The sequence below is a fragment of the Marinobacter halodurans genome, assembly GCF_004327985.1.
Taxonomy (GTDB): Bacteria; Pseudomonadota; Gammaproteobacteria; order Pseudomonadales; family Oleiphilaceae; genus Marinobacter_A; species Marinobacter_A halodurans.
Map to the genome: position 1 here is coordinate 166,369 of NZ_SJDL01000006.1, position 17,243 is coordinate 183,611.

A 17,243-nucleotide genomic window follows, 5' to 3' on the forward strand; every position below is an offset into this window, starting at 1 on the left:
GCCGTGGCCTGAGCAGCATTATCGGTATTGGTACCGTGTTCTCGGGAACTGCGCTTGAAATTTAATCAAATGATTATATGATGATCTAATCAATTGATTAAGCCGGCGCGCCTTACAACAAGGCGGCCCTGATTCGAGCGCAGGAGACACCGATATGGTCCTCTCAGAGCCCCTGGTGCCGGGCGTTGAGTGTTATACGTCATCTGGCTGGCGATCCGTTGCGGTACTGCTGACGGTGGCCAGCCTGTTGTTGCAGGCCGGGTGCTCGTCGTCGGCGGAACCGGCGGAAGCGGCCGACCCGCCCCAGGTAGTGGACACGGCCGTGGTCCAGCCGGCGGACGGAGGCTCCCAGGTCACCCTGTCCGGACGGGTCAAGGCGGCCGAGCAGACCTCCCTGAGTTTTGAGATTTCCGGCGAGATCGAGCGGCTGTCCGTGGATGTGGGGGACAGCTTCGAGGCAGGCGACACGTTGGCCGTGCTGGGGGATGCGCGCTACCAGCTCGTCTATGACCGCGCCGTGGCGTCGGAGAAGGAAGCCAAGGCCGCACTGGACGAGGCCCGACTCGCTTTCGACCGCCAGAGCAGCCTGCGGGAGAAGGGCTACACCAGCCAGTCCCAGCTCGACAGCGCCCAGGCCCAACTGGATTCGGCCCGCTCCCGGTATGAATCCGCCGTGGCCTCCCGGCGCATCGCGGCCCGGGACCTGCGCCTGACGGCCCTGAAGGCGCCGTTTACCGGCTCGGTCAGCCAGCGTTATGTGGAGCCGTCGGAGCGGGTCAGCCCCAACCAGACGGTGCTGGACGTGATCTCCGACCGGGACGGCTTTGAGGTGGAGACCAGCGTCCCGGAAACCCTGATCGGCCAGCTCCGCGCCCATTCCAAGCAGACCATCACCCTGCCGGCCCTGGACAACCAGCCGGTGCCGGCAACCATCAAGCACGTCGGCACCCAGCCCCAGTCGTCCAACAACTACCCGGTGGTGCTGACCCTCCAGCAGCCGGTGGAGGGCCTGCGCTCCGGCATGACCGCCCAGGTTCACCTGCAGGTGGGGGATGCCGCGGAGGCTGCCTCCAAGGCCGTTCGCATCCCGTTGACCGCACTGCTGTACGACGGCGACAGGAGCGCCCACGTACTGCGCCTGGATGCGGACAACCGGTTGGAGGCCGTCGACCTGACCGTCGGCGCCATCAGCGGCCAGCAGGTGGCGGTGACCGGCAACCTCGATCCGGGAGACCGGATCGTGGCACGGGGGGCGGAATTCGTGGCACCGGGGGATGTCGTGGCGGAGCTGGGGCAGGGGCCCCAGCGCTACAACTGAGGTGGTTATGAACCTGACCCAACTGGCCTATCGTTACCGCCCCGTCCTGATCCTGGCGACGGTGGCCGCGGTCGTCTACGGCGCCTTCAGCTACTTCGCGCTGCCGACCCGTGAGGACCCGGAAATCACCATCCGCCAGGCGGTGATCACCACCGCCTATCCCGGCCTGCCGGCGGAGCAGGTGGAGGAGAACATCACCAAACCCCTGGAAGCCAGCGTGCGGAAGGTGGGCGAAGTGGAGAAGATCAGCTCCACGTCCATGCGCGGACGCTCGATCATCCATGTGGAAATCCAGGACCGCTACTTCAACCTGGACCAGATCTGGGACGAGGTGCGCGAGCAGATCGACCAGGCCGGGGCGGACCTGCCGGCCGGCACCGGCACGCCGTCGCTCAACGATGATTTCGGCGACGTGGCGGTTGTCACCGCTGCGCTGACTTCGGACAGCTTCACCCAGGCCGAACAGCTGGAAATGGCCGAACACATCCGCGCGGCGATCTACGGCATCGAGGGCACCGAGAAGGTGGAGCTGCTGGGGGTGCAGCCCCAGCGCATCTTCATCAACCTGCCGGAAACCCGCATGGCGGAGCTGGGACTGACGCCGAACGAGCTGGCCGGCCAGCTCCAGTCGCGCAATGTGATGCCGCCGGCGGGCGTGATCGAATCCGGCCAGCAGCGGTTTGCCCTCCAGGTTTCCGGTGAGTACCCGGATCTGGACAGCCTGCGCGACGCCGAGATCAAGCTGCCGGACGGCGGCACCATCCGCCTCGGCGACCTGGGCCAGGTGGAGCGGGGCTACGTCGACCCCGTCGAGCGGCCCGCCTACTTCAACGGCAAACGGGCCATCGTATTCGCCATCTCCATGCTGGACGGCTACAGCGTGCTGGATTACGGCCAGGCGGTGAAAGGCACCCTGGACCACGTGCGCAAGACACTGCCGGCGGGCTATCACCTGCAGATCATGACCTTCCAGGCGGACCAGGTGGCCAACGCGGTCTACGGCGTCACCACCAACGTGATCCAGACGCTGGTGATTGTGCTGGCGGTGGTGATCCTGTTCCTGGGTGTGCGTACCGGACTGATTGTCGGCTCCATCATCCCCACGGTGATGCTGGTGACCCTGGCGGTGATGGGCTTCATGGACATGACGCTGCAGCGCATGAGCCTGGCCACGCTGGTAATCGCGCTCGGCCTGCTGGTGGACAACGCCATCGTCATCGCCGAGGACTTCAAGACCCGGCTCGAGGGCGGAGCCACCCGCGACGAGGCGTTGAAGCAGACCGGCGGCGAGCTGGCGGTGCCGCTGCTGTCCTCGACCCTCACCACCATCCTGGTGTTCCTGCCACTGATGCTGGCGGAGCACGTGTCCGGCGAGTACACGCGTTCGATTTCCATCGTCATCGCCATTTCCCTGCTGGCGTCCTGGTTCCTGTCGCTGACCGTGACGCCGGTGCTGTGCTACCGCTTCCTGAAACTGCCGCCCGAACCGGCACCGGGCGAGAACAAACCACCGGCGGCGAACCTGTCCGACCGCCTGTTCCGGTTCATGTCGGGACGCTACGAGGGCATGCTGCGCCGGGTTCTGAAACACCGGCCGCTGTTCCTGGTCGGCATGGCCGTGGCGCTGGTGGCCGGTGTGGGCCTGATGCAGGTGGTGCCCAAGAAATTCTTCCCGGACTCGGACCGTAACCAGGTACTGGTGTACGTGGATTTTCCGTCCGACATTGCGCCGTCGGCGGCGGACGATAAAATCCAGGCCATGAGCGCCGCCTTGAAGAAGGACGACGCACTCAGCCACGAAGTGACCAGCGTGGCGGCATACGCCGGCTTCGGCGGTCCGCGCTTCGTGCTGTCGCTGACGCCCATCGACCCGGCACCGAACAAGGGCTTCATGGTGCTCAATGTGGCGGACCGCGACCGCGTGGACCAGGTCATCCACCAGACCCGCACGCTGCTGGCCCGGCAATTCCCGGGTGTATACCCGCAGATCACCAAGATGTTCCTTGGCCCCTCGGACTCGACGCTGCTGGAAATCCAGGTCAAGGGGCCGGACCGTGACGTGCTGTTCCGCACCGCCCAGCAGGTCGAGGACCTGCTGAAATCGCTGCCCGGTTCCCGCGACGTGCGCCAGAGCTGGGAAGCCCGCATCCCCACACTGAATATCCAGGTGGACCAGGCCCAGGCCCGCAGCGCCGGCGTGACGTCCGAGGACATTGCCCGCTCCCTGCGCGGCGCCATCGACGGCTATCACCTGAGTGACTATCGCGAGGGCGACAACATCATCCCCATCATGCTGCGGTACGAGGAGGAAGAGCGCACCAGCCTGCAACGGCTGAAGTCGCTGACCGTCTACCCGCTCGACAAACCGGGGCAGGGCGTGCCGCTCAACCAGGTGGCCAACGTCAGTCTCGGCAATGGCTATTACCGGATCGACCGGGAGAACCTGGTGCGCACCATCACCATCGAAGGCCGCAATGCCGGCCTGACCGCGGAGGACATGGTGCCCAGGGTGAAGCCTGCGCTGGATGACATCGAAGCGAAGCTGCCACCCGGCCACTGGATCGAGTTCGACGGCGTGGTCAAGCAGTCCGCCGAGGGGCAGGCGGCGCTCCAGGCCAACCTGCCGGTGTGCCTGGGGCTGATCTTTATCCTGCTGGTGGCCCAGTTCAATTCCATCAAGCGGCCGCTGCTGATCGTGACCACCATTCCACTGGTCATCCTCGGGGTGGCGTTGGGCCTGTTGCTGATGCGCGCCAACTTCGGCTTTATGGTGCTGCTGGGGATCTACAGCCTGGCGGGGATCATCATCAACAACGCCATCGTGCTGATCGACCGCATCGACATCGACCGGCGGGATCCCGCGCTGAGCATGAACGACGCCGTGATCCAGGCCTCGGTGCGGCGGTTGCGGCCGATCGTCATGTCCACGGTGACCACCATCCTTGGCTTCCTGCCGCTGATCATTGGTCACGATCCGCTGTTCTACGGCATGGCCAGCGCCATGGCGATGGGGCTGGCATTGGGCACCGTCATGAGCCTGGGCGTCGTGCCGGTGCTGTACACTTACTTCTTTGGCCGTGAATCCGGGATACTGGTGCAGTCGCCCCATCCCGAGGAGTCCGTAACGTGACCGAACCTGCCCGCCTGGAAGACGAGACCGCCGGCAAGCTGATCCTGGCGGGTATGGAGCTGTTCGGCGAACACGGCTTCAAGGGCACGACCACGCGGATGATTGCCGAGGCGGCGCACTCCAACATCGGGTCCATCGCCTACTACTTCGGCAACAAGCGCGGGCTGTACCTGGCTATCGCCCGGCACATTGCCGAGCGCATGCGCACCATCTTCCAATTGCCCGACACCCCCCAGGCGCCGTCCCAACTGGCCGGCCTGGACCGGAACGAGGCGCGGCGACTGCTGGAGGGCCTGGTGCGGCGGATGATGCACGTCTTCGTACGGGAGCAGGAAGCCCGGCGCTGGCTGATGCTGGTGATGCGGGAACAGGCCTACCCGTCCGAAGCCTTCGACATCCTCTACAACGAGGCGTTCGAAATCGCCCACCTCACCATCACCAGCCTGATTGCCGTACTCATGGAACAAAAGCCGACCGACCGGCGCGTCATCATCGAGGCCCACACGCTGGTGGGGCAGATCGTCTTCTTCCTGATCGGCCGCACACCGCTGTTACGGCGGCTCGATTGCGGCGACGACTACCCATCGGATCTGGCGGAAATGGCTGAACAGGTGGTGCTGTCGCATGTCGCGGCTCTCCAGCGGCGGCCTTAGATCATGGTCTAAACAGCCCCTGTAAACACTCGTCTTCCGGCCGGGAAGCTGACACAGTTATAGGTCCACTGCACAACAAGGGACACCGGCATGCCGGGCACTGAACGACAGATCACATTACGCTTCCTGGCCGAGCCCGGGGACCAGAATTTTGGCGGCAAAGTCCACGGCGGCGCGGTCATGCGCTGGATCGACCTGGCGGCCTATGCCTGCGCCGCCGGCTGGAGCGGCAAGTACTGCATCACCGCCTACGCCGGCGGCATCCGCTTCGTCAAACCGATCCTGGTGGGGCAGTTGGTGGAGGTCTCCGCCAAGGTCATCATGACCGGCAACACCTCCATGCACATCGCCCTGGAGGTCAAGGCCGGCTTCCCAACCCAGGAAGAGCGCCACCTGACCACCCGCTGCACGGTCATCATGGTGGCGGTGGACGAGGAGGGGAATCCCACCCCGGTGCCGGAATGGGTACCCACGGAACCCCGCGATCTCCAACTGCGGGATTCGGCCAAGCGGCTGATGCAATTGCGCAAGCAGTTGAGTCAGGAAGAGGCGTATTTTCCCGAGCCTTGAGTTGGGCCCGTCCCCTGGCAGCCCTTCAGGCTGCTCCGAAGCTGAAGCGTCGGCTACATAGGGGGCGGTTCGCTTGAGCGTGTAGCAGACGCTTCAGCTTCTGAGGCGCCGTCAGGCGCCCAAAATCACCCGGAGCTGGATGGTGACTCTGAACGATCCCCGCCACCCCGCAATCGCGCCAACACCGCCTTTGCATCATGCTTCCCGGTGCTGATCCCGGCACTCTCCAGCTTGCGGTCCAGATCCTGGCCTTCATCCTCCTCGGCCAGCTCCCGCAAACTCTCGTTAATGTCCGCATTCCGCGTTTGCTGTGATTTGATGCGGTCCGCGGAAGAGGCCAGGTCGCTCATCCGACGGTTCAGCCCAGTGGTGTGGCTGCCCAGTTGCTTCAGTACCTGCTCGGCGTTGCGGTTCGCCCGGGCCAGGCTCAGCTCGCGCTTGTAGTGCTGCAACCGCCGGGCCGCTGCCGAGAGTTGCTTGCGCAGGCTCTGTTCCTGTTGGGCCAGGTGCCGGGCGTGCTGGCGCTGTTCGGCCAGCGTGTTCTCATCCTCGGCGATGCGCTCGGCCAGTTCACTAGCCAATGTGTCCTCGCCCTTGTCCAGGGCTTCCCGCGCCTGGCTTTCGCGGCGGGCAATGGCCTCCGCGAGCTGTTCATTGCTGCGGGCGAGCTGTTTCGATTCCGCCATCAGCCCGGCGAGTTCGCGCCGGGCGACGATCATGGCGTCTTCGGTTTCCCGCAGTTCCTGCGCCATGATGCGCAGGGCGTTGGCGTCCACCAGTCGCTCCGCCGGTTCGCAGGCGGAAGCGCGGAACAGGGTGCCGACTTTTCTCCAGATCATCATGACGCTCACTCCCCGTATTCTTTCAGGATCTGCTGGGCCCGGGCCTCGGAGATCCGGTTGTGGATGCGTTGACTCTCGTGCTCGTCGCGCATCGTCTTGGACAGGGTGATGGTGGTGCTCACCAGGAACAGGGCGCAGATCGCCATGTAGCCTTTGACCAGCAGGTCGGTGGGAGTAAACACAATGCCCACCGCGGTGGCCACCAGGGCAATCGCGAACGATGCCTTCACAAAGAACAACCAGCCGGTCGAGTTGCTACTGAGTTCGTTATCCATACGGCCTCCGGTTCGTGCTTTCTTGTTGAATGCGGCGTGTGCCGCTGTTGGAGACACTGTGGTGGGGTGGGGCGAGAGGGGCCAGAAAAAGCCAAAAAGTTTCATGGGATTGGCTATAGAGTATTACCTGGCGATACTATATGCCGAGAGATTCGCCGTTCCATGTAGCAGACGCTTCAGCTTCTGAGGCGCCGAAGGTGCCCGATCAAGACTCAGAGCTCAGGGATTTCCCCGGCCATAAGGCAGCCCTGCGGGCTGCTCCGAAGCTGAAGAGGGTGTTGCAAAAGCGACTGCGCTCAGCCATACGGCGTTGAAAATCGCCTCGTGCGCGAGTCCGGTCAAGATGCTCATTTTCAACCCGTAAACTGCGCTCTTTCGTTGATTTTCGCCTTGTTTGGCTATCGCTCGCGACGCTTTTCAACACCCTCTGAAGCATCGGCTACATTTTGCGATGAGCTCGAGCGCGAGGCGGCGATCAATCACCCTAAACCGGAGACGAAACCCATGGCCCAGACCACCGCCATCATCGACGCCCTCAAGAAAGCCCTGCGGGAGCATGGCCTCACGTACCAGCAGGTGGCCGCCGAGCTGTCGTTGTCCGAAGCCAGCATCAAGCGCCTGTTCGCGGAGAAACAGTTCTCCCTGAAGCGCCTCGATCAGGTCTGCGCGTTGATGGGCCTGGAGATCAGCGACCTGATGCGCCGACTGGAGCCGGAGGCCCGGGTGGATGCGTTAACGACCGACCAGGAACAGCAACTGGTGTCGGACATCCCGCTGCTCATCGTGTCGATCTGCGCGCTGAACCGCTGGCGCTTCGAGCAGATCCTCGCCGCCTATGAACTCAGCGAGCACGACGTGATTAATCGCCTGGCCCAACTGGACCGGATGGGGCTGATCGAGCTGCTGCCCGGTAATCGCATCAAACCGCTGATCACCCACGACTTCCAGTGGCAGAGGAACGGTCCGATCCAGCGCTTTTTCGAGGACCAGGTCCAGGGGGACTTCTTCCAGTGCCGCTTCAACCGGCCCGGGGAACTGCGCCTGTTCCTCAACGGCATGCTGTCGCCCCGTTCGAACGACATCATGCAGCAGAAGCTGCGTCGCCTGGCGCTGGACTTCCGTCATTGTCATCAGGAAGATTTGTCACTGCCGCTGGACGAGCGCTACGGCATGAGCCTGATGCTGGCGATCCGGCCCTGGGAGATCGGTGTGTTCCGGGACCATCGCCGGCCCGGGGCCCAAAAAGTTTACCCGGGGCATCCCGCACCCTGAGCGGCGCTTGCGATTGCCGCTGATTTTCTTTATCGCTTGCAGGCGTTCAAAATCGATGCACTGAAAGGGAGGAACGAATGCGACTGTTGATAGCCCTGATCCTGCTGGGCGCCTCCAGCCTCGCGCTGGCCGCCGGGGACGATTGCGAGAACGCCGTCTCCACCATGGACATCAACCTGTGCAAGGCCAAGGAAGTGGAAAAGGCGGAAGGGCAGATGGACAAGTACCTCCAGGCCAGTATCAAGCGCCATAAGGACGACCAATCCACCGTTCGACTGATCAACGACACCCAGGACGTCTGGGAGAAGTACCGCACCAAGCACTGCGACACCGTCTTCCACATCTGGGCGGATGGCACCATCCGGGGCGTCATGCGGGGTGAGTGCAAACTTCGTCTGACAAAGGCGCGGACCCACGAACTCTGGCAGTCGTTCCTCACCTACGGCGACGATACCCCGCCCGACCTGCCGGAGCCCAAGTAAAGGCCCCGGCCTGGTGCGGGTCTGCCTCTGGACCCAGTCCGGCAGTGGGTCATCTTGACCGTACGCCGCCGTCTACATGACAAGACGGCAAGCGAACCAGCGGGCGGATTGCGTTATCCTCCCGCCATCTTTCAACCGACCCGCAATCCGAGAGCGCAGTGACGAACATCCGCCCCCAACTCGCCGGCCTGCTCGTGGCGGCCGCGCTGGTCCTCACCGGCTGCAGCAAACCCACCCCGGACTTCGATCTCAAGCTCACCAGCGCCCAGTTGGAGCGCGTCGGCCAGCAGATCTTCCGCAACGAGTGCGCGGCGAAGGTGGAGTGTCTGGTGCACTGGAATGAGGGTGAAGCATTCCCGTCGCTGGGGATCGGGCATTTCATCTGGTACCCGGCGGATGTGGAAGGGCTGTTTGTGGAGAGTTTCCCGCAACTGGTCCAGTACATGGACGAGCAGGGTGTCACCCTGCCGGACTGGCTGGCGGAGGGCGACCCGGAAGACGCCCCCTGGCCGGACCGGGACGCCTACCTGGCCCAGCAGCGCAGCCCCAAAGTCGAAGCGCTGCGGCAGTTCCTCAACCGCACCCAGGATGTCCAGGCCGCCTTTATGTTCCAGCGCGCCCAGTCCGCGCTGGCCCGCGTGGTCGACGCTGCTCCGGAAGCCCGTCGCGCCACCATCAGCCAGCACATCAAGGACCTCAGCGCCACGCCGGGCGGCGTCTACGCCCTGATCGACTACGTCAACTTCAAGGGTGAGGGGCTGTCTCCGACGGAACGCTACCAGGGGCAGGGCTGGGGCCTGTTGCAGGTGCTTGAGCGCATGAGCCGCGTGGACGGCGACACGCCTCTCGACCACTTCCGCAATGCCGCCGCCGAGGTGCTGACCCTGCGCGCCAAGAACGCCCCGAAAGCCATTGAGCGCAAACGCTGGCTGCCCGGCTGGCTGAAGCGGCTGGATACCTACCACGAGTTCAACTGATTCCAGACGGGGCATTGCCTTGAACCTCCCTTCAGGAAAGTCCCCGCCTTGTGCACAATCCTCCTGAGCAGATGCCCGGTCTGCACCGTTTAAGCCCCTCGCCCCTGGCGGGAGAGGGGTTTGGGGAGAGGGGGCCGGAGTTTTACATCATCTCCATCGTCCCTCCATATCCCCCAACCCCTCCCAGCGGTTAGACTTTCCTCCAACAGGATTCCCCGCCCAACCGTGCCAACATTCTTAGTTGGCGTGAATAAGGATTGCAGACAACAGGAGAACAATAATGATGAAGGTGATCGCCTTCGGTGAAGCCCTGATCGACATGTTGGCCCTGCCGAAACCCGGCCAGCGCAAGTTCCTGGAGCAGCCCGGCGGCGCACCCGCCAATGTTGCCGTCGGTGTCGCCAAGCTCGGCGGCCACGCGATGTTCGTGGGGCAGGTGGGCAAGGACATGTTCGGCGACCTGCTGGTGCGCTCCATGAGCGGCTACGGCGTGGATACCTCCGCCCTGCACCAGACACCGGCCGCCATGACCGCACTGGCCTTCGTCAGCCTTGCCCCGGACGGCGAACGCAGCTTCGCGTTCTACCGCAATCGCAGCGCCGACCTTTTGTACCGTGTGGAGTACCTCCCGGACAGCGTGTTCGACAGCCCCGCCATCTTCCACTGCGGCTCCAACACCCTGACCGACGACGAAATCCTCAACACCACCCTCGACCTGATGCAACAGGCCCGCGAGGCCGGCTGCCTGGTGAGCTTCGACGTCAACTACCGCCACAACCTCTGGCCCAACGGCACCACCCCGGCCGAACCCATCTGGGACGCCATGGCCGCCTCCGACCTGGTCAAACTCAGCCGCGAAGAGCTTGAAGCCCTCTACGGCGACGAGCAGACGCTGGTCCAACAGCTGCTGGACGCCGGCGTCAAACTCGTCCTCATCACCGACGGCGGCAACCCCCTCAACGCTTACTGGGCCGGCGGCAACGCCCAGGTCGCCCCCATCGCCGCCGACATGATCGACAGCACCGCCGCCGGCGATGCCTTCGTCGCCGGCCTGCTGCACCAGATGGCCGCCCAGGGAATCACCAGGGACAAGCTCGAAAGCTGGGTGAACGACCAGACGTTCGAAGAGGCGCTGACCTACGCCTGCCGGTGTGGGGCCGTGGCGGTATCCCGGTATGGGGCATTTGATGCGTTGCCGACGGTGGAGGATCTTTGATCTGGATGATTAATCCTCATCAGTTGAACATGTAAAAAATTGTCACATGTCATGAAAGCTCACCGCCGGAAAGCTACACTTTTCGGCGGGACTTTTGTCCCTGTCTTTATTTGGCGTTTGGATGTCGCCAATAGCGGAGCCACGAATCAGGGACGAAGATTGTGTACGGCATTTCCATTCCTAAATCCGGCGTCCTGCCACCCTTTCGGTCTGCTTACTCGCTAGCCGGAATAACCCCGTCCGATACATTGCCTACTTCCGGTGCAGCGTCCGATTGCCGCGGCATTGCGGTAGGTTGGGCTCCCTGTGTCCGCACAACCTACGATTCCCTTCAGCCCGGCCTTGGTCAATGGAAGGCTACCCGTGACAACAGAGGGCAATGACATGGACATCTTTACGCGCTTTAACCGCAAAAACATCCAGGACCGCCAGATCGATACCCTCATTGGTTTGAGTAAGGGCATCGCAGCCGACGGAGCCGTTAATCAGCAGGAAGCGGAATTCCTGAGGTCCTGGCTCATCCAGAACCGGCACAGCGACAACCCTGTGATCATTAACCTGCTTGAGAAAGTCAGCGGAATGCTGGAAGACAACGTGCTCGATCCAGACGAATCCGCGGAATTGTTGTCGATATTGCGGCAGATCTCGGGCGAGCCATCGGAAATTGGAGAGTTGGCCAAGAGCAGCACCCTGCCGATTGACGACCCGCTGCCATCTCTTGTTTTTGAAGGCAGCAAATTCCTGTTCACAGGTACCTGTGCTTTTGGAACCCGGAAACAATGCCAGGCCGCGATCGAGAATCTGGGCGGCGTAAATGTCGGTGGGGTCACCAAATCACTCGACTATCTGGTGTTGGGCACCTATGTCACCGATAGCTGGGCGCATGAGAGTTATGGGCGGAAGATTGAGAAGGCTGTTGATTATCGAAGCTCTGGGGTGCCGCTTGCGATTGTTAGTGAAGAGCATTGGTTGGTGCAGGCGGGTTTGTAAAACAAGTCTGGGTGGATTGCGATGAAGCAAATTTTTGAATTTGAGCATACCGTCGACGGACTTTACGGCGTCTACTTGGACTCTTTAGCCGGCTTTCGACACCTCCATGCCGAGGGTGAAAGGAAAAAGGCCAATCTTGCCAAGCTTCTGTGTGGTGATAGCGCGAGCGATACCGAATTAGCAGGTGCAGGGGCTGAGTGTGTATATAGTTATGCCAAAGGTGAGCCGGGTGAACCCGATTTCGTTGAAATACACACATGCACATATGACGAATACATCTCCAGAACTGCCGAGCGAGGAATGAACCAGTGGTTCGCGGGGAATATGCTTGCGGTGAATATCTATGCGTTCTGGGAGAATTTTCACAGGCAGAGAATTGCTTCACTGCTTGGTAAAGAGAAAAGCGATATTCGAGCCCCGATTATGGGTGATCTGCGACGTTACAGACAGTCGATATTGCACCACAACGGAAAAGCCTTAAAGGGTATTCGCAAATGCGAAGTACTCAAGTGGTATTCGGAGGGAGATGCGATCTTTCTTGATAATGAGAAAGTTCACGAAATCATTCTGCAGATTAAGAAGTTCATACAAGAACTCAAGACTGAATGGCGCAAGTGAAGTTCAAGGAGGCTGACGTGACAGAGCCGAGCTCATACAGTTACTCGATTGAAAAATTGACTACAGCTGTTGACTGTCTCGCAACTCATCCGGGTGATGCCAGGCATCGAATAATCGCGGCCGCCTCAGTTTTCAATGTAGTGAGAACTTCAGATTTACCCCCAGAGCTCAGAGAGAAATGGCTCGGAGTGATCGCCGAAGCTACGAAATTTGGGCCCATACTTAAAAGTAACGGAGAGGTCCTCCGTAGCCCCGTAGAAAACACAATGTATCGGCGAAAAAACTCCACCGCATCAAAACTAGCCAAGGCAATCTATGAAATATACTGGGATATCAGCCGCAACCAGCGATATCTCTAACAATCACAGGCACGGCGACGTCCACTGCATTGCGGCTTCGCCTCCATTTCGCAGCCGCGCGTACTGTTGGCGTTTTATGTAGTCAAAATATGAAGAATCCGACGGGACAAAAAATAGGTAAAACTGGGTTTCGCATTGGTGGCGGCATCAATCACGTTCGGTATGATCACAAAACCAGACCGGCACAGATTGACATCAAATGCCCCAGTTGCGGAGAGTTAGCAGTGGCTCAGGATACCACCGTTGACGGGTATGAATTTTCAAGCGATATGGCTCCATCTTGGCGCTCTGGTGGTTCTTTTTTTGTCATGTGCACAAGGTGCTTCTATCGAGCAAAGAAACTCGCGTACAGGGATCTGACTGAGCCCTACTACCAGATCGCTGGCAGAGGAGAGGTTCTCTGGGCCTGGAACAAAAAGCATTTGGATATGTTGTTCGAGTTCCTGAGTGGGCAGAGTATTTCAGGCCATCCCTACGAGTTTTATCAAACATATGTTCACGGTGACTGGAAAAAATACCGAGAGTCATACCTCAAAGGAATCCAGATGCACCTGAGCAGCACATAATAATTAGTTCAACATGGACGTTCACTGCTTCGCAGCGGCCATCGGTTAACCTGGACGTTATGTGTGCAATGCAGAGCCTAATGAGTAAGGTCTAATATGGATATTGATTGGCCGCTGATAATTGCGGGATATGGTGCTTTTTTGTCCACATTGTTGGCGATTCCGAGCCTCCGAGAAGCTTGGGGTAACAGGTTTCAGATTGATGTCTCTCACGTTTTTAGAGGCGATCCCGGAATGGGAAATGAGGTTCATATCAGAAACCTGTCAGGGAAGCCGATCATTCTTGAATATTTTGAGCTGTCCTGCATTGAGGGCTTTTGGCCAAAGAGAAAAATCAGATATTTCGAGGCTCCTGAGGATGAAGTACTGAATCTCAGGATTGAGCCGGCGGGACACGAAGTACTCAATTTTAGAGAGCGATACCACTTTCCTTGGGGAAGAGGAAAGCGAGTTTACATTAAGCTGTATTTCGTCGGAAAAAAGCCGGTAGTGAAGAGGCTTGGTAAGTGACGAATGCACCTAAATTGGCGTTATGCACAACCAAACTACCCTACAACAAGGAGAATAATTGATGGGGTTTCAAGCATCTCGAAGATACGGTCGCTATTGGGAAGACGCGAAGAAGCTTGATGAGCTTATCAATCGCTATCATTTCAATACATCAGGTAAGGATGAAAGATCGTTCGAGAATGGCTTTGCATCTACTCTTCTGAATATGCAAGACCAATTCAACTGCAAGGTTATTTCTCAAATTGATAATACGTCTACAGTTAAGGATGTTAGGTGCTTTGGCAAGAAACATCGTCCTGATATGGCGCTTGATGAAAACGTTGTAGGTATAGAGTTAAAGTATGTTCGGTATGCTGGTTTAAAAGATGCGATAGGCCAAGGCTATCTTTACAGACTAAGGTACAAGTTTGTCTTCCTCGTCTTGATAATAAGTAAAGATCGTTCCGCTATCTATGAAGACCTGCATTTAGGGAAAGAAAAAGATTTGGAGGACACCCTTCAACACCTTGCCGATACAATGAATATATTTACATACATAGTGCCTGCATTTACAACTAAACCGGGAATTCGGAAATGTTATGGATTCTTCGAGCCTGTAAATGCATAAAAAGTATGGATAGGTCGCGCGCAGCCGCTATCTGATCCGGTGTTGGACGAGCCCGGTGCTTCTCTATTAAGGAAATAGCGGCGGAGAACCGAGGGGGCTTTGACCCTGACTTGGGGCGACCATTTTCATCAATCAATGGTGTCAGAGCGAAGTAAATTGGAAACAATAGATTTCGGTTAAAAAAATAGTGCTGGAGTTATATGAAAAACCTGAAATATTTATGTTTAGCATTGATCGCCATGTCTTCCTCTGTATTCGCGTATGAAAAAGGCTGGAGTTACCAAAATTTTTATGCAGAGGTGGAGTGGTGTAAGCAGTCGATCATTTACCCAAATGCTCAGGACTACATTGCAGCGGGTGTTAAAGCGGGTAAGTCAGAGTCAGAGCTGCGTACAGAAGCCATTTCGATGGTTCCCGTATTCGAGGGTGTTGCCCGCGATATGTGCTATTGCACATTTAATGAACTTGCAAAAGACGTCCCGCACGATGAATTCGAACGAGGCGCTATAGTTCAGCAATACATGGCGATACCACGTTGTAAACGGTCCTTGAAGGAAGCTATGGATGCCGTGAAAGAGAGTCGGGGAAGTCGTCGCCTTGAGTAGAGGTTACAAAGCCATAAGTCTGTTCTGGGCCGACGGCTATCCACCGGGCGCCCTGAACGGCGACCCGACAGGGCTGGTATTTTGCAGCAAAGAGGCTGACTTGAATTTCCCGATGGAAGATCGTTATTTCAGGGCCCGGTATAGGAAGTTGGATACGTCTCGCAGACTTTCAAATGGTTTTCGAAGCGATTTGAAATTTCAGGCGGATTCCGACAACAGGTTGGTTTTCGCCTTGTATCCGGAATTCGAAACTCTTTCTGATGAACATATTGTCGGTGAGGGATCGGAAGCCCTTGGTGAGGGGACCCTGATCATCAGAAAACCGATTTATGAAGACAGGAATGGCTATTTTGACCTGATTCGTGAAAGGGTAAAGATTGGGGCGAAGGCCTACCTTGTGGAAGGATCACGCAAGATTGTAGAGCTGGAAATCTTTGAGGTCATTAATGAAATATAAACGTACAACCAATACATCAACGGAATCGTTTTGTCAGCGTTGACTCTCAACGAGTTAAAGGTTTTGAAGCTGATTTCTGTCAACAAGGAAAATGCCATGGGTACTTGGCGGGCAGCCCTCCGGGCATAGCCCAGCTCACAACGGCTAGACACCGCTCGGGTAACCATGGCCAGGGAAACGTCACAAGGAACGCTAATGAAGACGCTGTTACTCGGTATTGCCATTCTCTTAAGCATAACGACCCACACCTACGCCGACACCTCGGCGGATAAGAAGGCCCAGATCCAGGAACTGTTTGAGGTGATGGGCCTCGATGAGCAGATCAATGGCGGTTTTGAGGCCATGCTGGGGGTCGTGGACCAGATGTCGGCCCAGATGCAACTCAATGCGCAGCAAAAGGACCAACTGACCAATATTTACCGCGACTGGTTCAAATACGACATCGACCATGCTTCTATGCAGCGAAAGCTCGTCCAGCTTTATGCCGATGCCTTCACGTCCGACGAGGTCGACAAACTCGTCGCCTTCTACAAGACGCCCACCGGTCAGAAATTTCTGGAGAAGTCCCCCGGGCTGATGAAGAGGGGCGCGCAGATTGGCATGCAGGAGGCGAAGTCCAAGGAAGGCGAGTTGATGCAGCGGCTCCAGCCTTTTCTGGAGTCGGTCAAATAGGCGGCTCCACGACCGGGTTTATCTCAGGGATGGGTGTGGCAACGGCCGACTGGACGGGGTAGCGGGATAGCATGCGTGCGACGCGAATCATGATCGTCGGCGGTCCTGGCGCCGGTAAATCCTGGCTGGCGCTCAGGCTGTCGAGACGTCTTGGCATTCCGGTATATTGCGTCGACGACGCCGTCCATGACGAAACGGGGACCCTCCGATCCAACCCGGACATTGATGGCACCGTTCGATCCTGGGCCTTGAAACCCCAATGGATCATCGAAGGCGGTAATTCCAGAACCTATGCGGACAGGGCCCGTCGAGCGACGGTACTGGTGCTCATGAAGCCGCCACGCTGGCGCCGGGTTTATCGGGTCGCCGTTCGGGACGGGCTTCGTTTTTCATTGCTCTATTGGTCCTGGAAGTATGATGCGGTCTTTGGAGGAAAGGATGAGGCGCTGCTGGCGTCCGCGGGTGAAGGCGTTACCACCTGCATCATTCGAACCGATAAAGACGCTGCCGAATGGGTAAGCAGGATGAGCCGGACCGCATGACGTGCTTAGTCACCACTGAGACTTGTTCATGACTGCAGACAACTTTTCCCTTCTGGACGCCTTCCTGATCGCGTTCTCCGTGGCCATCGCCGTCATCATGCTCCGCCGGAGCGTCCGGGATGCCCCCTTCTGGCGGGCCACCGTGACGCCGCTGGCGTCCATCATCGGCAGCGGCTTCCTGGTCGTGGTGCCCCTGCTGGCCGACGTCACGGGGCCGCTGTCCGTGTTCGCGATTGCGGGCATCGTCCTGTTGTCCCTCTGGATCGGTGGTGCCGTGCGATTCACCATCCTGCATGACGGGCCGCTGGGCTCGTCATCCAGGACGTCGGCGCCGACCCTGGAGCGCCTGTCCGACATTGCGCTGGCGTTCGCCTATGTGATCTCGATTACCTTCTACATCCGGCTGATGTGTGGCTTTGTGCTGACCGGAGTGGATGCTTACTCGCCGTTCAACGCCGATGTGCTGGCGACGGGGGTGCTGCTGTTCATCGGGCTTTATGGCTGGCGACGGGGACTGCACGGGCTGGAGCGGCTGGAGGAATACTCGGTGACCATCAAGCTGGCTATCATCGCCTCGCTGCT

20 protein-coding genes are annotated in these 17,243 nt (G+C 58.9%); 18 read left to right on the forward strand and 2 right to left on the reverse strand.

All coding sequences use genetic code 11. The features are described 5' to 3' along the window. The first annotated feature begins 154 nt into the window (after positions 1-154). The 4 genes from EZI54_RS05840 to EZI54_RS05855 all read left to right on the forward strand — a co-directional run bounded on the left by EZI54_RS05840 (position 155) and on the right by EZI54_RS05855 (position 5,671). Entirely contained in the window at positions 155-1,318 is a 1,164-nt protein-coding gene (locus EZI54_RS05840; RefSeq protein WP_131479980.1) for an efflux RND transporter periplasmic adaptor subunit, read from the forward strand. Between the two features lie 7 nt (positions 1,319-1,325). Then, entirely contained in the window at positions 1,326-4,448 is a 3,123-nt protein-coding gene (locus tag EZI54_RS05845) for an efflux RND transporter permease subunit (RefSeq protein WP_131479982.1), read from the forward strand. After that, positions 4,445-5,101, forward strand: coding sequence for a CerR family C-terminal domain-containing protein (locus EZI54_RS05850; protein ID WP_131479984.1), 657 nt, complete (start codon positions 4,445-4,447; stop codon positions 5,099-5,101). The genes EZI54_RS05845 and EZI54_RS05850 overlap by 4 nt, the downstream gene beginning before the upstream one ends. Before the next feature lie 90 nt (positions 5,102-5,191). Next, on the forward strand, positions 5,192-5,671 hold the full coding sequence (locus EZI54_RS05855) for an acyl-CoA thioesterase (RefSeq protein WP_131479986.1): 480 nt from the start codon (positions 5,192-5,194) through the stop codon (positions 5,669-5,671). A gap of 125 nt (positions 5,672-5,796) precedes the next feature. Here EZI54_RS05855 and EZI54_RS05860 read toward each other — a convergent pair whose 3' ends face one another. Continuing rightward, entirely contained in the window at positions 5,797-6,513 is a 717-nt protein-coding gene (locus EZI54_RS05860) for a PspA/IM30 family protein (protein WP_131479988.1), read from the reverse strand. A gap of 5 nt (positions 6,514-6,518) precedes the next feature. Next, positions 6,519-6,788, reverse strand: coding sequence for a YiaA/YiaB family inner membrane protein (locus EZI54_RS05865; protein ID WP_131479990.1), 270 nt, complete (start codon positions 6,786-6,788; stop codon positions 6,519-6,521). Between the two features lie 504 nt (positions 6,789-7,292). On the opposite strand from EZI54_RS05865, the gene EZI54_RS05870 reads away from it, so the two are divergent. From EZI54_RS05870 to EZI54_RS05935, 14 genes are all read left to right on the forward strand, one after another. Next, positions 7,293-8,060 (forward strand): helix-turn-helix domain-containing protein, encoded by a 768-nt coding sequence (locus tag EZI54_RS05870; protein WP_131479992.1) that lies wholly within the window; start codon positions 7,293-7,295, stop codon positions 8,058-8,060. A gap of 77 nt (positions 8,061-8,137) precedes the next feature. Beyond that, positions 8,138-8,542 carry a lysozyme inhibitor LprI family protein gene (locus EZI54_RS05875; RefSeq protein WP_131479994.1) on the forward strand — a complete coding sequence of 135 codons (405 nt, stop codon included), beginning with the start codon at positions 8,138-8,140 and terminating at the stop codon, positions 8,540-8,542. 158 nt (positions 8,543-8,700) lie between these two features. Then, positions 8,701-9,519: a hypothetical protein gene (locus tag EZI54_RS05880; RefSeq protein ID WP_341352846.1), complete on the forward strand. Its 819-nt coding sequence runs from the start codon at positions 8,701-8,703 to the stop codon at positions 9,517-9,519. 280 nt (positions 9,520-9,799) lie between these two features. After that, positions 9,800-10,735, forward strand: a complete 936-nt coding sequence (locus EZI54_RS05885) for a carbohydrate kinase family protein (RefSeq protein ID WP_131479996.1) — start codon at positions 9,800-9,802, stop codon at positions 10,733-10,735. Positions 10,736-11,119: 384 nt separating this feature from the next. After that, positions 11,120-11,725, forward strand: a complete 606-nt coding sequence (locus EZI54_RS05890; RefSeq protein WP_131479998.1) for a BRCT domain-containing protein — start codon at positions 11,120-11,122, stop codon at positions 11,723-11,725. Positions 11,726-11,746: 21 nt separating this feature from the next. Beyond that, positions 11,747-12,343: a hypothetical protein gene (locus tag EZI54_RS05895; protein WP_131480000.1), complete on the forward strand. Its 597-nt coding sequence runs from the start codon at positions 11,747-11,749 to the stop codon at positions 12,341-12,343. A gap of 448 nt (positions 12,344-12,791) precedes the next feature. After that, on the forward strand, positions 12,792-13,268 hold the full coding sequence (locus EZI54_RS05900; RefSeq protein WP_131480002.1) for a hypothetical protein: 477 nt from the start codon (positions 12,792-12,794) through the stop codon (positions 13,266-13,268). A gap of 96 nt (positions 13,269-13,364) precedes the next feature. Next, positions 13,365-13,778 (forward strand): hypothetical protein, encoded by a 414-nt coding sequence (locus EZI54_RS05905; protein WP_131480004.1) that lies wholly within the window; start codon positions 13,365-13,367, stop codon positions 13,776-13,778. A 61-nt stretch (positions 13,779-13,839) separates the two neighbouring features. After that, a complete protein-coding gene (locus EZI54_RS05910; RefSeq protein ID WP_131480006.1) occupies positions 13,840-14,385 on the forward strand; it encodes a hypothetical protein in 546 nt (181 codons plus the stop codon). 200 nt (positions 14,386-14,585) lie between these two features. After that, complete coding sequence (locus EZI54_RS05915) at positions 14,586-14,990, forward strand: hypothetical protein (protein WP_131480008.1); 405 nt, start codon at positions 14,586-14,588, stop codon at positions 14,988-14,990. Continuing rightward, the gene (locus tag EZI54_RS05920) at positions 14,983-15,447 is read left to right on the forward strand and encodes a hypothetical protein (RefSeq protein WP_131480010.1); all 465 of its coding nucleotides are present in this window, start codon (positions 14,983-14,985) and stop codon (positions 15,445-15,447) included. The genes EZI54_RS05915 and EZI54_RS05920 overlap by 8 nt, the downstream gene beginning before the upstream one ends. A 195-nt stretch (positions 15,448-15,642) precedes the next feature. Further along, positions 15,643-16,119 (forward strand): DUF2059 domain-containing protein, encoded by a 477-nt coding sequence (locus EZI54_RS05925; RefSeq protein ID WP_131480011.1) that lies wholly within the window; start codon positions 15,643-15,645, stop codon positions 16,117-16,119. Positions 16,120-16,208: 89 nt separating this feature from the next. After that, the gene (locus EZI54_RS05930; RefSeq protein WP_131480013.1) at positions 16,209-16,661 is read left to right on the forward strand and encodes a P-loop NTPase family protein; all 453 of its coding nucleotides are present in this window, start codon (positions 16,209-16,211) and stop codon (positions 16,659-16,661) included. A 28-nt stretch (positions 16,662-16,689) separates the two neighbouring features. After that, on the forward strand, positions 16,690-17,243 hold a 554-nt coding region (locus EZI54_RS05935), incomplete at its 3' end, for a hypothetical protein (protein ID WP_242674352.1).

Bases quoted from the DNA above. Each gene is read 5' to 3' on its own strand.
- EZI54_RS05910 (WP_131480006.1), top strand. From the start codon at position 13,840: ATGGGGTTTCAAGCATCTCGAAGATACGGTCGCTATTGGGAAGACGCG.
- EZI54_RS05925 (WP_131480011.1), top strand. From the start codon at position 15,643: ATGAAGACGCTGTTACTCGGTATTGCCATTCTCTTAAGCATAACGACC.
- EZI54_RS05890 (WP_131479998.1), top strand. From the start codon at position 11,120: ATGGACATCTTTACGCGCTTTAACCGCAAAAACATCCAGGACCGCCAG.
- EZI54_RS05840 (WP_131479980.1), top strand. From the start codon at position 155: ATGGTCCTCTCAGAGCCCCTGGTGCCGGGCGTTGAGTGTTATACGTCA.
- EZI54_RS05930 (WP_131480013.1), top strand. From the start codon at position 16,209: ATGATCGTCGGCGGTCCTGGCGCCGGTAAATCCTGGCTGGCGCTCAGG.
- EZI54_RS05915 (WP_131480008.1), top strand. From the start codon at position 14,586: ATGAAAAACCTGAAATATTTATGTTTAGCATTGATCGCCATGTCTTCC.
- EZI54_RS05900 (WP_131480002.1), top strand. From the start codon at position 12,792: ATGAAGAATCCGACGGGACAAAAAATAGGTAAAACTGGGTTTCGCATT.
- EZI54_RS05845 (WP_131479982.1), top strand. From the start codon at position 1,326: ATGAACCTGACCCAACTGGCCTATCGTTACCGCCCCGTCCTGATCCTG.
- EZI54_RS05905 (WP_131480004.1), top strand. From the start codon at position 13,365: ATGGATATTGATTGGCCGCTGATAATTGCGGGATATGGTGCTTTTTTG.
- EZI54_RS05860 (WP_131479988.1), bottom strand. From the start codon at position 6,513: ATGATGATCTGGAGAAAAGTCGGCACCCTGTTCCGCGCTTCCGCCTGC.
- EZI54_RS05895 (WP_131480000.1), top strand. From the start codon at position 11,747: ATGAAGCAAATTTTTGAATTTGAGCATACCGTCGACGGACTTTACGGC.
- EZI54_RS05870 (WP_131479992.1), top strand. From the start codon at position 7,293: ATGGCCCAGACCACCGCCATCATCGACGCCCTCAAGAAAGCCCTGCGG.
- EZI54_RS05875 (WP_131479994.1), top strand. From the start codon at position 8,138: ATGCGACTGTTGATAGCCCTGATCCTGCTGGGCGCCTCCAGCCTCGCG.
- EZI54_RS05885 (WP_131479996.1), top strand. From the start codon at position 9,800: ATGATGAAGGTGATCGCCTTCGGTGAAGCCCTGATCGACATGTTGGCC.
- EZI54_RS05855 (WP_131479986.1), top strand. From the start codon at position 5,192: ATGCCGGGCACTGAACGACAGATCACATTACGCTTCCTGGCCGAGCCC.
- EZI54_RS05865 (WP_131479990.1), bottom strand. From the start codon at position 6,788: ATGGATAACGAACTCAGTAGCAACTCGACCGGCTGGTTGTTCTTTGTG.